The following is a 14,980-nucleotide window of genomic DNA, read 5'->3' on the forward strand; positions in this document are numbered from 1 at the left end:
CCGCCACAAGCGCGGCGTTCAGTTCTTCAGCACCAGACAGCGGCCACCGACCCCGCGCAACCGGCTGCAAAAGGCATGCGCCTCGGATTTCGAGGAATAACCGATCTGCGCGGTATAGACCCGCCTCGGCCCGCCCGAAACCTTGCGCCGCACATAGCTGACACGCTTGCCGCCCAGAATGGGACGCAATTGCCGGTTCAGCCGCGAGACCTGCCCGGTCACGCCCGACTGGCTGGGATGGGTGGCGACGATGACGCCCCAGGGCCAGGCGTGGTCCTTGGTCTTGAACTCGCGCAGCTTGCGCGAACTGGCCAGATCGACGCAGGCGGCGTAAAAGGACTGTTCCTTGTCCAGCCGGATATCCAGCGCCTCGGGCGGATTGTCGCGCCAGGTCCAGGCATCCTTGCCGGTGATCGCCTGCACATAATCCTGCGTCTCCCAGGGCAGGTTGCCGCCCTGCGCCTTGAAGCGCGCGGCCCGGTTCTCGCCGCCATTATAGGCCACGGCGGCCAGCCCCAGATTGCCGAAACCGTCGCTCAGTTGCTTGAGATAGCGGGCCGAGGCATCAATGGCCTTGGCCGGATTGAAGGGATCGTCCAGCCCGACCAGCGCCGCCGTGCCGGGCATGAATTGCGCGATCCCCTGCGCGCCCACCGGGCTGACGGCACCCGGCTCGAACAGGCTTTCCTTCCACAGCAGGCGGGCAAAGAAATGCGGGTCCAGCCGGTGCCGCCCGGCCGAGCGCTCGATGGCCGAGCAGACATCGGGGACGTAATTCACCACCGAAATGCAGGTGCTGGCATCGTCGGTGCAGCGGATCTTGTCGGATTTGCGCGGCGCGGGATGGCTGTCAGTTGCATTCATCGCCTCATAGCCCAAGGCCGAGGTCGCCGTCAGCGCGACAAGAAATGCCCAAACCAGATGACGCATATCGACCATGACCCCGAGAACCTGCCCGTCAGATAGCAGCCCCGGCGCGGCTTGAAAACCGTCTTGCCCCTGCGGCACATGGAAACGCCCCCGCCGCAAGGCAGGGGCGCATGTGTTCACGCTGCGATGTCGCTTATGGCGCCGGGGTCGCGGCGGCGGTCTGGACCTGATTGGCGGGGACCAGATAGCCGTTCGGCTGCTGGATCATCTCGCCCTCAAGCGCGCGGCTTTCGCCCGGCGTGCGGACCTTGACCGGCGTGCCGTTCGGGATCTCGTCGAACAGGTCCATGATGTCCTGATTGAACAGCCGGATGCAGCCGGCCGAAGTGGCCTTGCCGACCGAGGACGGGTCCATCGTGCCGTGGATGCGATACATCGTGTCGCGCCCGCCGCGATAAAGATACAGCGCGCGCGAACCCAGCGGGTTGTCGACGCCGCCGCGCAGACCGCCCTTCAGCGGGCCGTAAAGCTCGGGCTGGGTGCGCACCATGTTCGCGGTGGGCGTCCAGCTGGGCCATGCCTGCTTGCGGCGGATGGTGGCATTGCCTTGGAAATTCTTGCCGGCCTGACCGACGGCGATGCCGAAACGCATGGCCTCGCCATTGTCCAGAACGTGGTAGAGAAAGCGCGCATAGGGATCGACAACGATGGTGCCGGGCGCCTCGGGGCCATTATAGGCGACACGCTGGCGGCGGTTGCTTTCGGTCAGATAGGCGGGGCGGACGGCATGGATCTCGATCGGCTCGCCATTGGGGCCGCTATCGGTGCGGGCGCCGTAAACGCCCTGATCGGCGGGCGCGGTCGTGGTCTGAGGCGTCGGGGCACAGGCGGCAAGGCCAAGCCCCATGGCCAGCATCAGCGAAGCAAGGCGCATGGTTATTTCCCTTCGTAACGCGGCGCGCGCAAAGGGCGCAGCCGTGGCAGCATTGACGATTCGTCAGATCGCGCGCCCGACCCGAGCAAAAGGCCAAGCGCGATTCGTAAAGGCATATCAGTGTTTCATACCCTCGGGACGTCAAGGGCAAGCCCGGCAAGCAGAACAATTCGTTACCCGACTGTTGCCAAATGGTTTTGGCAAACGCCCCGCGTTTGGAAAACTTGAGAGCAGCCCCGCCCCGCACCACCACCCCAAAAGCAAAAGGGCCGGCGTCACCGCCAGCCCCTTGTTTCCCCTTGCGTCCTGGCCTCAGGCCCCGGCGGGTTGCAGCACGCCCATGGCCGGGCGCTTGGCGCCGCGCAGATAACGGGCATAGCCCAGATCGTCGGCGGCGATGTCGGGCGTCCGCCCCGAGATCAGGTCGGCGACCAGACGGCCCGAGCCGGCCGACATGGTCCAGCCCAGCGTGCCATGGCCGGTGTTCAGGAACAGGTTCGGGATCGGCGTCGCGCCGACGATGGGGGTGCCATCGGGCGTCATCGGCCGCAGCCCGGTCCAGAACAGCGCCTTGTCCGGGTCGCCCGAGCCGCCGAACAGTTCGCTGACCGATTTCGCCAGCGTGGCGCGGCGGCGCGGGTTCAGGCGCAGGTCATAGCCGGCGATTTCCGCCAGACCGCCGACGCGGATGCGGTCGCCCAGACGGGTGATCGCGACCTTGTAGGTCTCGTCCATGACGGTCGAGACCGGGGCGCGGCTTTCGTCCTCGATGTCGATGGTCAGCGAATAGCCCTTGAGCGGATAGATCGGCAGGTTCAGGCCCAGATGCTTGACCAGCTTGGGCGAATGCGGGCCCATGGCCAGCACATAGCGGTCGGCGGTCATACGGCCCTTGTCGGTGCGCACGGCGCTGATGCGGCCGCCCTCGGCCTCGAGCGCCTCGATCGAGACACCCCAGCGGAAGGTGACGCCCGCCGCCTCGGCCATCTCGGCCAGACGGTTGGTGAACTTGAAGCAATCGCCGGTCTCATCGCCCGGCAGGCGCAGGCCCCCGGCAATGCGGTCGGCCGATCCGGCCAGACCCGGCTCGGCGGCGATGCAGCCGGCGCGGTCCAGAACCTCGAAGGGGACGCCATCGGCGCGCAGCACCTCGATATCCTTGCCGGCCGCGTCCATCTGCTCAGCCTTGCGGAAGACCTGCAGCGTGCCCTGCATGCGCTGGTCATACTGGATGCCGGTTTCGGCCCGCAACTCGCCCAGGCAATCGCGGCTGTATTCGGCCAGACGCACCATGCGGCTTTTGTTGATCGCATAGGCCGAGCTGGTGCAGTTCGCCAGCATGCGCGCCATCCACGAGATGCGCTGCCAGTCCAGTTTCGGCTGGATCACCAGCGGCGCATGGCGCTGGAACATCCATTTCAGCGCCTTCATCGGAATGCCGGGCGCGGCCCAGGGCGAGGAATAGCCGGGCGAGACCTCGCCGGCATTGGCAAAGCTGGTCTCCAGCGCCGGGCCCTGCTGGCGGTCGATGACCGTGACCTCATGGCCGGCCTTGGCCAGATACCAGGCCGAAGTAACCCCAAGAACGCCAGCCCCCAGAACGATGACTTTCATCTTCGCGCATCCCCAACACCAAGTTGCGGCAAAAATAGCCGAATGCCGGAAAATGAATTCCCGATCTTGCGACAAATTTGACCATCCCGTCGATGGATATTCGACCGATTGGCGGTTTCAGGAAATATTCTTCGATCCATACCGGATATGGCGGGACATCCGGTGGCGGCGAAGCGGAATCACCCGGCAGAATTTGCGCCGGGGTGATTGCAGCCCGCGGCAGCTCTGCTTAGGCTGGCGGGACCGCTGCCCCAGGTTTTCAGCCCCATGCCAAGTTCCGCGCGCCCAAGCCCTTTTGCCCCGTTTCGTCATCGCGATTTCCGCACGCTCTGGACGGCGACGCTGATCTCGAATTTCGGGGCGCTGGTGCAATCGGTCGGCGCGGCATGGATGATGACGCAGCTGACCGACTCGGCGACGCTGATCGCGCTGGTGCAGGCCTCGAACACGCTGCCGATCATGATTTTCGCGCTGATCTCGGGGGCGCTGGCGGATATCTTTGACCGCAAGACGCTGCTTCTGGCGGCGCAGGCTTTCATGGCGGCGGTCTCGGTGCTGCTGGCGGTGCTGACATGGCAGGGCTGGATGACGCCCTTGCTGCTGTTGTCGCTGACCTTTCTGATCGGGGTCGGGCAGGCGATCTACAACCCGCCATGGCAGGCCAGCATGCAGGATCTGGTGCCGCGCGCGGACCTGCCCGCCGCGGTGTCGCTGAACTCGGTCGGCTTCAACCTGATGCGCAGCGTGGGGCCGGCGGCGGGCGGTATCATCACCGCCGCATTCGGGGCGGCGGCAGCCTTCGCGGTCAATGCGGTCAGCTATATCCCGCTGCTGGGGGCGCTTTTGCGCTGGCATCCGCAGACCCCGCCCCGCACCACCTCGCCCGAGCCCTTCGTGGCCGCCGTCGGCGCCGGCCTGCGCTATGTGGCGCTGTCGCCGAACCTGATGCGGGTGCTGCTGCGCGGCGCGCTGTTCGGCTTTTCGGCGATTGTCGTCATGGCGCTGTTGCCGCTTGTCGCCAAGGAACAGCCGCAGGGCGGATCCTTGCTGTTCGGCCTGCTGCTGGGCTGCTTTGGCCTTGGCGCCATCGGCGGCGCGCTGCTGAATCCCCGCCTGCGCGAGCGGCTGGACAATGAAAACGTCGTGCGGCTGGCTTTCGCGGGCTTTGCCACTGCCGCGCTGGTGCTGGCATGGACCGAAAGCGTCTGGGCGCATGCCGCGGCCATGCTGCCCGCCGGTGCAAGCTGGGTTCTGGCGCTGTCGCTTTTCAACGTGACTGTGCAGCTTTCGACGCCGCGCTGGGTGGTGGCGCGCGCCCTGGCACTGTATCAGACCGCCGTTTTCGGCGGCATGGCGCTGGGAAGCTGGGTCTGGGGGGCCGTCGCCTCGACCCATGGCGTCGACATGGCGATGGCCTTGGCGGCGATCCCGCTGATCCTTGGCGCGGTGCTGGGGCAATGGCTGCGCATCCCTGAATTCGGCACTGTCGATCTGGACCCGGTGAACCGCTTTCGCGAGCCGGCCTTGCGGCTGGACCTGCGCGGCCGCTCCGGCCCGATCATGGTGATGATCGACTATGAGATCGACCAGAAGGACGTGCCCGAATTCCTGCGCCTGATGGCGCTGCGCCGCAATATCCGCCGCCGCGACGGGGCGCGGAACTGGGCGCTTCTGCGCGATCTGGAGAACCCCGAGCGCTGGACCGAAAGCTATCACATCGCCACCTGGGACGAATATGTGCGCCACAACCTGCGCCGCACCAAGGCCGACTTCCAGACCTATGAGGACCTGCACCGCCTGCATCGCGGCGAGCACCCGCCCGCCGTGCATCGCATGATCGAGCGCCACGCGGTCAGCCAAAGTGACGATTTGCCGCTGCTGGGCAAGCTGGAACTGCCCTAAGGGACAACCCAAGCGCCGTGCATGACCGCTTTACCGTTCCTGCGGACGGCACTAGCCTTTTAGACATGCGACGCTACGTCATTCACAGATTGACCGCCCTTGGCCTCAGCCTTGCTGTGGCGTCTCTGGTGATTTTCGCGGTGGTCGAGCTGGTGCCGGGCGACCCGGCCAGCTACATGCTGGGAACCGGCGCCCAGCCCGATACCGTCGCCGCGCTGCGCGAGCAGCTGGGTCTGGACCGGCCTTGGCCGATGCGCTACGCGGGCTGGATCGGCGGCGTTCTGACCGGCGATCTGGGCTATAGCTTTACCTACAAGACCCCGGTCGCGGGGATGATCCTTGACCGGATGCAAGTGTCGCTGCCCTTGGCGCTGATGGCGCTGGTGCTGGCGGTGGTGATCGCCTTTCCCATCGGGCTTTATGCCGCCGCGCGCCGGGGTCGGGTCGGCGACACGCTGGCCATGGGGGTGACGCAGATCGGGATCTCGCTGCCGAATTTCTGGTTCGCCATGCTGCTGGTGCTGGTCTTTGCGGTCAATCTGCAACTGCTGCCGGCGGGCGGCTTTCCGGGCTGGGGCCATCCTTTGGCGGCACTCAGGGCGCTGATCCTGCCCGCGGTCGCGCTGGCGCTGCCGCAGGCGGCGATCCTTGCGCGGGTCCTGCGCTCATCCCTGGTCGAGACCCTGGGACAGGATTATATCCGCACCGCCCGCGCCAAGGGGCTGAGCGCGGCGCAGGTGTTGACCCGCCACGCGCTGCGCAATGCGCTGATCCCGGTCCTGACCATTCTGGGCATGCAGTTTTCCTTTCTGCTGGCCGGCGCCATCATCATCGAGAATGTCTTTTACCTGCCCGGGCTGGGGCGGATGATCTTTCAGGCCATCACCCAGCGCGACCTGATCGTGGTGCAGGGCGCGGTGCTGGTGCTGGTCGCCGCCGTGATCCTTGTCACCTTCCTTGTCGATCTGGGCTATGCGCTGATCGACCCGAGGCTGCGCAAATGAGGTGGTCGCTGATCCTTGGCGGGGTGCTGGCCGGGCTGGCGCTGGTCGCGGCGGCGCTGTCCTTTGTCTGGACGCCGGGCGATGTGCTGCAGATCTCGGTCGCGGAGAAGCTGCAGCCCCCATCGGATCAGCATTGGCTGGGCACCGACCAGCTGGGCCGCGACATGCTGTCGATGATCATGATGGGCGCGCGGACCTCGATCGCGGTGGCGCTGGTCGCGGTGGGGATCGGCATGGGCTTTGGCGTGCCCCTTGGCCTGATCGCCGCCGCCCGGCGCGGCGGCTGGCTGGACGAGGCGATCATGCGCGGCAATGACCTGATCTTTGCCTTCCCCAGCCTTGTCATCGCCATCCTGATCACGGCGGCGCTGGGGCCGTCCGCCGTGAACGCGATCATCGCCATCGGCATCTTCAACATCCCGGTCTTTGCCCGCGTCACCCGTGGCGGGGCGCTGCCGATCTGGACGCTGGACTATATCCGCGCGGCGCAGGTGGCGGGCAAGGGTGCGGGGCGGATCAGCCTGCAGCATGTCCTGCCCAATATCGCCAACCTGCTGATCGTGCAGGGCACCATCCAGTTCAGCCTTGGCATTCTGGCCGAGGCGGGGCTTTCCTATGTCGGGCTGGGCGCGCAGCCCCCCACCCCAAGCTGGGGCCGGATGCTGGCCGAGGCGCAGACCATGTTCGCCATCGCCCCCCATGTCGCCATCGTCCCCGGCCTTGCCATCGTCATCACCGTCCTGGGCCTGAACCTTCTGGGCGACGGGTTGCGCGATGCGCTGGACCCCCGGTTGCGCAGGTCCGTGCCATGATCGAGACCCGCGACCTTTCCGTCTCCATCGGCACGCGCGAGATCCTGCGCGATGTCGATCTGCGGCTGATGCCGGGGCAGATCACCGGGCTGGTCGGCGAAAGCGGCTCGGGCAAGTCCATGGCAGCGCTGTCGATCATCGGGCTGCTGCCCCCCGGCATGCAGGCCGAGGGACAGGTCGCGCTGGACGGCAGGAACCTGCTGACTGAACCCGAGATCGCGCTGTGTCGCATTCGCGGCCATCGCATCGGCATGATCTTTCAGGAGCCGATGACGGCGCTGAACCCCTTGATGAACATCGGCGATCAGGTGGCCGAGGTGCTGCGCATCCATCAGGGCCTGAACCGCGAGGCGGCCCTGGCGCGCGCCCGCGACCGGCTGGACCGCGTCGGCCTGACCGCGCCGCGCTTTCCGCTGACGCTTTTCCCGCATGAGCTGTCGGGCGGCCAGCGCCAGCGCGTCGCCATCGCCATGGCCATTGCCGAGCGCCCGGACCTGCTGATCGCGGACGAGCCGACAACGGCGCTGGACGTGACCACGCAGGCGCAGATCCTTGACCTGCTGCGCGGCCTCGTGCGCGACGAAAACATGGCGATGCTGCTGATCACCCATGACCTTGCGGTGGTGGCGGGCATCGCCGACCGGGTCGCGGTCATGCAGCAGGGCGTCATCGTCGAGGAAGGCCCAACCGAAGAGCTGTTTCGCAACCAGCGCCATCCCTATACGCGCCAGCTTTTCGCCGCCTCGAACCACCAGCCCCGGCTGGTGCTGAAGCCCGCAGAGGCCAAGCCCCTGCTGAAGGTCGAGGGGCTGGTGCGCGAATATCCCCTGCCCCGCGCCTCGGGCTTTGGCCCCGCGCAAAGCTGGCGCGCGGTGGATGAGGTCAGCTTTCACATCGATCAGGGCGAATCCGTGGGGCTGATCGGCGAATCCGGCAGCGGGAAATCGACGCTGACCCGCGCCATCCTTGGCCTTGATCCGCTGCAAGGCGGGCGCATCACGCTGGACGGGCAGGAAATCCGCGCCGGGCGCGACCTTGCCCCAAAACTGCGCGCCCAGATGCAGGTGGTGTTTCAGGACCCCTATGGCAGCTTCGATCCGCGCTGGCGGGTCGAGCGGCTGGTGGCCGAGCCCTTTCATCTGACCGGCCGGCCCCGCAACTGGCGCGAGCAGGTCGCCGAAGCACTTTATGACGTTGGCATCACCGGCGATGCCATGCGCCGCTATATCCACGAATTCTCGGGCGGGCAGCGGCAGCGCATCGCCATTGCCCGGGCGCTGATCATCAAGCCGCGCCTGATCGTTCTGGACGAGGCGGTCAGCGCGCTGGACGTGCGGGTGCGGGCGCAGGTTCTGGACCTGCTGGCGCAACTGCGGGTCAGTCACGGCCTTGCCTATCTGTTCATCAGCCATGACCTGTCGGTGGTGCGCAAGATCACCGATCGCGTGCTGATTCTTGAAAATGGCAAGATCGTCGAAAGCGGCGCCACCCATAAGGTCATGGAAGCGCCCGAACACCCCTATACCCGGCGCCTGATCGCAGCGTCACCGCAGATCCCCGAGGGCTGGATCGCTCACGAATAGGTCAGCAGGCTTGCACTTTCCGGCCCCAACGCCTAACTCCCCCTCGCTTTTATGAATGCGAGGCAAGCGATGAGCAGCTCGATCACCACCCGGACGCCGGATCTTGCCGGCGCGATCCAGCCCGATATGGCGACGGATCACGGCAAGCCTCTGGCGATGCCCGAATCACCCATGCCGGATTGGTCCGCCCGCAATCGCACCCCCGACCCGCTGGCCGAAACCGGCGAAGCGATCAGATCCGCGGCCTGAGCCTGCCCGCGTGGCGCGTGCCTGGCGCGGGCGCCATATAGGCAATATTGCCTAATCTCCCGGTTTCCATGGGTTTGGCGGTCAGCTTTTTTCCGATCGCCGCCTGAACGACAACAGGCCCTGCGGTCACCGCAGGGCCTGTTGCTCCTCCCCTGAATGGCGGCCAGCCTCCCCGCATAGCCGCCCAGGTGTTCCTCGTGGTCACGCGGTCGCCAGACCTGCCCGCCACTGCATCACTTTTGCCTGAGCAATGAACGCCCTGTCAACCGTGCTGACAGGAGCTTTGGCTTGATCTTGCCGGCCCCTGAGCGATCGCGGCGCGCGCCGCTCCGCGCGATTGCGGTTGCACAGCCCGGCCTCTTGGCCGAAGTTGACGCGCGAACACAGGATGCCATGACAACGCCCGGCACCCGCGCCTTGAGGACAGGAGAACGACGACATGACCCGCACCGTCTATCTGAATGGGGACTACCTGCCCGAGGCCGAGGCCAAGGTCTCGATCTTTGACCGTGGTTTCGTGATGGCTGACGCGGTCTATGAGGTCACCAGCGTGCTGGGCCGCCAGATCCTGGAATTCGATGGCCATCTGGCGCGGCTGACCCGCTCGCTGGAAGCCCTGGGGATGAAGAACCCGATGGACCGCGCCGAGTGGCTGGCGATCCATCACAAGCTGGTCGAACTGAACGATATCGACGAGGGGCTGATCTATCTGCAGGTCTCGCGCGGGAATGGCGGCGACCGCGATTTCGCCTATCCGCCCGAGGGCACGCCGCTGACCGTGGTGCTGTTCACCCAGGCCAAGCCCGGCCTCGCCGACAATCCGCAGGCGAAAACCGGCATCCGCGTCATCTCGATCCCCGACCTGCGCTGGGGCCGGCGCGACATCAAGACCGTGCAGCTTCTCTATCCCTCGATGGCCAAGATGGAGGCCAAGCATCAGGGCGTCGATGACGCATGGTTCACCGAGGACGGTTTCGTGACCGAGGGCACCTCGAACAACACCTATATCGTCAAGGACGGCAAGATCGTCACCCGGCAATTGTCCAACGACATCCTGCACGGGATCACCCGCGCCTCGCTCTTGCGCTATGCCGCCGAGGCGCAGATGCAGATCGAGGAACGCCCCTTCACCATCGCCGAGGCGCAGGCGGCGGATGAGGCCTTCTTCACCTCGGCCTCGGCCTTCGTGATGCCGGTGGTCGAGATCGATGGCGTCAAGCTGGGCAGCGGCAAGCCCGGCCCGGTCGCCGCCCGCCTGCGCGAACTTTATCTTGAGGAATCGCGCAAGGCCGCGCAGTAATCCGACGCCAAGGCACATAAGGAAACGGCGCGCGAGGTATCCCCCCGCGCGCCGTTTTCATTCCTGTCCGGCGCAAGGCGCCTGGCCGTTACTCGACGGCTTCGCGCACCAGCGAGATGGAATCGACGTCGGCAACATTGGTCGCGCGCAGGATCGCCAGATCGACGCCATCGACCACCAGACGCACATCCTCGCCGTCCTGAACCAGCTCATAGCTGGCTTCGCCGGTGTAATCGGCGGCCAGCGTGATGGTGATGCTGTCGGCGCCGCCATAGGTGATGTCGGCCGCGCCGCCGGCATCGCTGCGCAGCATGATCACGTCCGAGCCGGTGCCCGGGTCGACCAGATCGCCGGCACCGGCATGGATGGTATCCGCACCCTCGCCGCCGATCAGCGTATCGACCGCCTCGGGGTCCGAGGCATCGGGCGACACGATCAGGTCGTTATCCGCCTCGCCGTTGATATAGACCGAGCCGCCATAGTCGCGGATCTCGTCATTGCCATCAAAGCCCTCGATCGAATGGTTGCCCAGATTGGTGGTGATGGTGTCGTCACCATAGCCGGCATAGATGGTGTCATTGCCTTCGTTCACGCCGGGGGCATCGGCGCCATAGATATCGTCGCCCGAACCCAGATAGATCGAGTCATCGCCGACATCGGCGACCACGGAATCGTCGCCATAGCCCGCGCCGACCAGGTCATCCCCCTCGCCGCCGTCGATCGTGTCGTCGCCATCCTCACCGCGAATGCCGTCATCGCCTGCCCCGCCAGAGATGACGTCATCGCCATCGCCGGGGCGGAATCCGTCGTTCCCCGCAAGGCCGTTCAGCGTATCGTTGCCGTCGCCGCCCTGGATGAAGTCGATGCCATCGGTGCCGGTGACGACCTGATCGTCGTTGCAGTCATCATCCCCGATGGCGGTATCTTCATCAAACTCCAGCCGGGGATCGTCGGCCGGGCCCTCGGGCGGATGGTCGTCGTCATTGCCGGAAACGGCCGCACCGATGCCGACAAGACCCAGCAGGCCCAGCATCAGAAAGATGGTCTGATTCATCATTAATCTCCGAAACGGTCGGCGGCAGGATAGACCGGGGCGCAAGGCCCCGGCAACCGGCCATTCACGCCCTTAGTGCCCCAGAATCTGGCTGAGGAACAGCTTGGTGCGCTCCGATTTCGGATTGTTGAAGAACTCGCGCGGGGTGTTCTGTTCGACGATCTGGCCCTGATCCATGAAGATGACCCGATGCGCCACGGCTTGGGCAAAGCCCATCTCGTGGGTGACGCACAGCATGGTCATGCCGTCCTCGGCCAGCTCGATCATGGTATCCAGAACTTCCTTGATCATTTCCGGGTCAAGGGCACTGGTCGGCTCATCGAACAGCATGATCCGCGGCCGCATGCAGAGCGACCGGGCAATCGCCACGCGCTGCTGCTGACCGCCCGAAAGCTGGCCCGGATATTTATGGGCCTGATCGGGGATCTTGACCTTGGTCAGGAAATGCATCGCCGTTTCCTCGGCCTCGCGGCGGGGGATCTTGCGCACCCAGATCGGCGCCAGCGTGCAGTTTTCCAGAATGGTCAGATGCGGGAACAGGTTGAAGTGCTGGAACACCATCCCGACCTCGGACCGCACCTTGTCGATGTTTTTCAGGTCGTTGGTCAGTTCGGTCCCATCCACGACAATCTTGCCGGCCTGATGTTCCTCAAGCCGGTTGATGCAGCGGATCAGCGTCGACTTGCCCGAGCCCGAAGGCCCGGCAATGACGATCCGCTCGCCCCGGCTGACATTCAGGTCGATGTCGCGCAGGACGTGGAAAGTGCCATACCACTTGTTCAGCTTGGCAATCTCGATCGCGGTTTCGCCAAGCTCGGGCGTCGCGACGGGGTTGGTTGCGGTCATGGATTGCGCTCCTCAGCGATGGTCGCGCTTCAGCCGGCGTTCCAGATACATGGAATAGCGCGACATGCCGAAGCAGAGGATGAAGAAGATCGAGCCGACGAAGATATAGGGTTCCCAATAGGCGCCCTTCCATTCGAAGCTGGCCCGCACGGTGTCGGACATGGCCTTGAGGGGATCGAACAGGCCCACGAAAACGACCAGCGTCGTGTCCTTGAACATGCCGATGAAGGTCGAGACGATCCCGGGGATGCTGACCTTCAGCGCCTGCGGCAGGATGATCAGCCGCTGCGCTTTCCAGTAGTCCAGCCCCAATGCGTCGGCGGCCTCGTATTGCCCCTTGGGCAGGGCGGCCAGACCGCCGCGGATCACCTCGGCCATATAGGCCGACGAGAACAGTGTCACCATGATGATGACCCGCAGGATGATGTCGAAATTCGTCCCCGGCGGCAGGAAATAGTTCAGCAGCAGCGAGGCCACGAACAGCAGCGTGATCAGCGGCACGCCGCGGATGAACTCGATGAACATCACTGCCATCATCTTGATGACGGGCAGGTCCGAACGCCGCGCCAGCGCCAGAATGATCCCCATGGGCAGCGACAGCGCGATGCCGGCGACGCCGATGGTGATCGACAGGACGAACCCGCCGAACTGGTCCGACGAGACCGGCGTCAGCCGCAAGGGCACAAGCCCCGCCAGCGTATGGGCGACCGGCGCGGCCGCGAACATCCACCACAGCGCCGCCGCCACCGCGCCCAGAGCGACGGCGAACAGCCCATAGCGGGCGCCGGCCTGCCAGACGGCAAAGCCCACGCCAAAGCCCGCCAGCGCCATCACCGGCCCCCAAAGCGAGCCACCCCAAAGCAGCCAGACCGCAAGGAAGGGGTAAAGCAGGCTGGCCAGCAGCGCCCAGCCGGGACGGGTCTCGATCAACGCGACCCAGCCGAGCATCAGGACGGCCATGCCGACCAGCGCGCCAGCCCCCCCGCCCAGCATGGCCGAGAAGATCAGCGTCAGGCCGACCGCCAGCCCCAGCACGATGCGCCGCGCCTTGGCGCTGTCGGCGAACAGCACCGGCGCAAGCGCCAGGAACAGCAAGCCGAATGCCAGCACCGGCCGCCAATACAGATCCTGCGGATAGAAGCCAAAGACGAACTGGTTCCAGCGATGCTTGATGATGGCAAAGCAGCCGCCATGGGCATCGGGGCCGTAAGCCTCCGAGATGATCTGCCGGCATTCGGCCATGCTGCCGGCGTTCCAGACCGAATGCGACAGCCACGGCCAGAGCGTGCGGAAGATCATCCAGATGATCGCCAGCCCCAGCACGGTCAGCGCGATGTTCAGCGGCCCCGAGAACAGGTTGGTGCGCAGCCACAGCACCACGCCCGCCGCACTGCTGGGCGGCGGTTGCGGCGGCAGCATGGTCTCGCGGACAAAGGCGGGGGATTGGGCTTGGATATCGCTCATCTCACCGCTCCTTCAGCTTGACGCTGCTGTTGAAGACGTTCATCCCGCCCGAGATGATCAGGCTGAGCAACAGATAGATCCCCATCATCAACACCATGCATTCCATCTCGCGGCCGGTCTGGTTCAGCGTCGTGCCGCCCAGCGTGCCGCGCAGGTCCATATAGCCCACGGCAATCGCCAGCGAGCTGTTCTTGGTCAGGTTCAGATATTGCGAGATCAGCGGCGGCACGATCACCCGCAGCGCCTGCGGCAGGATGACCAGCGACATGGTGCGCTGCGGACGCAGGCCCAGTGCGGATGCGGCCTCGGACTGGCCCTTGCTGACGGCAAGGATGCCGGCGCGAACGATCTCGGCGATGAAGGCGCCGGTATAAAGCGTCAGCGCCAGCCACAGCACCACGAAAGAGTTGTCCAGCGTGATGCCGCCGGCAAAGTTGAAGCCCTTGAGCACCGGGCGGTTCAGGTGCAGCCCGTAATACCAGCTCAGCGCCAGCACCGGCAGCACGAACATGGCGAGGTTGATCCACCAGGTCGTCGGGCGCAGGCCGGTCGCGTCCTGAATGCGCTGCGCGCGGGCGTTCAGCATCCGCCGGCCGAACCACGCCGCCACGATGACGACGGCAAAGGCCACGACGGCCCAGCTGATCCCCTCGCGCCCCAAAGCGATGACGCCGGGCGGATTGGTCATGCCGATCGAGGGAATGGCGGTATAGCGGTTGGTCGGCGCGATGGTGTCAAACAGCATCATATGCGCCGCCGGATTGTCGCCGCGATAGGCGTTCGGGGGCGGCAGCACCTCGGTGAAGATCGCGAGGATCACCAGGATCCACAAGAGCAGCGGTATATTGCGGAAGATCTCGACATAGATCGTCATCAGCCGCGCGATCAGCCAGTTCGAGGACAGGCGCAGCACGCCGACCGTCACCCCCAGCACCGTCGCCGCGATGCAGCCCAGGATCGACACCAGCAGCGTGTTCAACAGCCCGACCATGGTCGCGCGCAGATGCGTGTCGTCCGAGGTATAGGGGATCAACTGCTGGGGAATGTCATACCCCGCCCGCCGGAACAGGAAATCAAAGCTGAGCGTCTTGCCCATGGCGGACAGGTTATGCAGCGTGTTGTTGATCAGCCAGCTGGCCATCAGCATGACCAGAATGAACACCACCGCCTGCAAGGTCAGCGAACGATAGCGCCGATCATAGATCAGCATAGACATTCGGAACGGCGGATTGTCCGCGCCCGGATAAGCGACCATGTTTTAACCCCCTGAGTCCGGTTTGAACGGGCGGGCCATTCTGGCCTCTGCTGCCGACACCGGTCTTATCATTTGAAAACGCGCGGGAATGGA

Annotated in this window: 13 protein-coding genes; 6 read left to right on the forward strand and 7 right to left on the reverse strand. The window is 65.3% G+C overall.

The genetic code is table 11. The features are described from left to right. Window positions 1-18 precede the first annotated feature (18 nt). The 3 genes from DFP89_RS07780 to DFP89_RS07790 all read right to left on the reverse strand — a co-directional run bounded on the left by DFP89_RS07780 (window position 19) and on the right by DFP89_RS07790 (window position 3,418). The gene (locus tag DFP89_RS07780; protein WP_245948620.1) at window positions 19-939 is read right to left on the reverse strand and encodes a lytic transglycosylase domain-containing protein; all 921 of its coding nucleotides are present in this window, start codon (window positions 937-939) and stop codon (window positions 19-21) included. Between the two features lie 124 nt (window positions 940-1,063). Beyond that, window positions 1,064-1,804 carry a L,D-transpeptidase gene (locus DFP89_RS07785; protein WP_114348863.1) on the reverse strand — a complete coding sequence of 247 codons (741 nt, stop codon included), beginning with the start codon at window positions 1,802-1,804 and terminating at the stop codon, window positions 1,064-1,066. Window positions 1,805-2,116: 312 nt separating this feature from the next. Continuing rightward, window positions 2,117-3,418, reverse strand: a complete 1,302-nt coding sequence (locus DFP89_RS07790; protein ID WP_114348864.1) for a D-amino acid dehydrogenase — start codon at window positions 3,416-3,418, stop codon at window positions 2,117-2,119. 267 nt (window positions 3,419-3,685) lie between these two features. Between DFP89_RS07790 and DFP89_RS07795 the strand changes: the two genes are divergently transcribed. The 6 genes from DFP89_RS07795 (at window position 3,686) to DFP89_RS07820 (ending at window position 10,268) form a co-directional block, all read left to right on the forward strand. Beyond that, window positions 3,686-5,320 carry an MFS transporter gene (locus DFP89_RS07795; RefSeq protein WP_114348865.1) on the forward strand — a complete coding sequence of 545 codons (1,635 nt, stop codon included), beginning with the start codon at window positions 3,686-3,688 and terminating at the stop codon, window positions 5,318-5,320. 65 nt (window positions 5,321-5,385) lie between these two features. Continuing rightward, window positions 5,386-6,324: an ABC transporter permease gene (locus DFP89_RS07800; protein ID WP_114348866.1), complete on the forward strand. Its 939-nt coding sequence runs from the start codon at window positions 5,386-5,388 to the stop codon at window positions 6,322-6,324. Further along, complete coding sequence (locus DFP89_RS07805) at window positions 6,321-7,136, forward strand: ABC transporter permease (protein WP_114348867.1); 816 nt, start codon at window positions 6,321-6,323, stop codon at window positions 7,134-7,136. Before DFP89_RS07800 ends, DFP89_RS07805 begins: the two co-directional genes overlap by 4 nt. After that, window positions 7,133-8,719, forward strand: coding sequence for an ABC transporter ATP-binding protein (locus tag DFP89_RS07810; RefSeq protein ID WP_114348868.1), 1,587 nt, complete (start codon window positions 7,133-7,135; stop codon window positions 8,717-8,719). Before DFP89_RS07805 ends, DFP89_RS07810 begins: the two co-directional genes overlap by 4 nt. 69 nt (window positions 8,720-8,788) lie before the next feature. Further along, window positions 8,789-8,968 (forward strand): hypothetical protein, encoded by a 180-nt coding sequence (locus tag DFP89_RS07815; RefSeq protein ID WP_114348869.1) that lies wholly within the window; start codon window positions 8,789-8,791, stop codon window positions 8,966-8,968. 439 nt (window positions 8,969-9,407) lie between these two features. Then, window positions 9,408-10,268 carry a D-amino-acid transaminase gene (locus DFP89_RS07820; protein WP_114348870.1) on the forward strand — a complete coding sequence of 287 codons (861 nt, stop codon included), beginning with the start codon at window positions 9,408-9,410 and terminating at the stop codon, window positions 10,266-10,268. An 88-nt stretch (window positions 10,269-10,356) separates the two neighbouring features. On the opposite strand, the gene DFP89_RS07825 is transcribed toward DFP89_RS07820, so the two are convergent. The 4 genes from DFP89_RS07825 to DFP89_RS07840 all read right to left on the reverse strand — a co-directional run bounded on the left by DFP89_RS07825 (window position 10,357) and on the right by DFP89_RS07840 (window position 14,887). Continuing rightward, window positions 10,357-11,322 carry a calcium-binding protein gene (locus DFP89_RS07825; protein WP_114348921.1) on the reverse strand — a complete coding sequence of 322 codons (966 nt, stop codon included), beginning with the start codon at window positions 11,320-11,322 and terminating at the stop codon, window positions 10,357-10,359. 72 nt (window positions 11,323-11,394) lie between these two features. Beyond that, the gene (locus DFP89_RS07830; protein WP_114348871.1) at window positions 11,395-12,168 is read right to left on the reverse strand and encodes an amino acid ABC transporter ATP-binding protein; all 774 of its coding nucleotides are present in this window, start codon (window positions 12,166-12,168) and stop codon (window positions 11,395-11,397) included. A gap of 12 nt (window positions 12,169-12,180) precedes the next feature. Then, complete coding sequence (locus tag DFP89_RS07835) at window positions 12,181-13,632, reverse strand: amino acid ABC transporter permease (protein WP_114348872.1); 1,452 nt, start codon at window positions 13,630-13,632, stop codon at window positions 12,181-12,183. Between the two features lies 1 nt (window position 13,633). Then, on the reverse strand, window positions 13,634-14,887 hold the full coding sequence (locus tag DFP89_RS07840) for an amino acid ABC transporter permease (protein ID WP_114348873.1): 1,254 nt from the start codon (window positions 14,885-14,887) through the stop codon (window positions 13,634-13,636). Window positions 14,888-14,980: the final 93 nt, after the last annotated feature.

Source organism: Paracoccus lutimaris, from assembly GCF_003337565.1.
GTDB classification, from domain to species: domain Bacteria; phylum Pseudomonadota; class Alphaproteobacteria; order Rhodobacterales; family Rhodobacteraceae; genus Paracoccus; species Paracoccus lutimaris.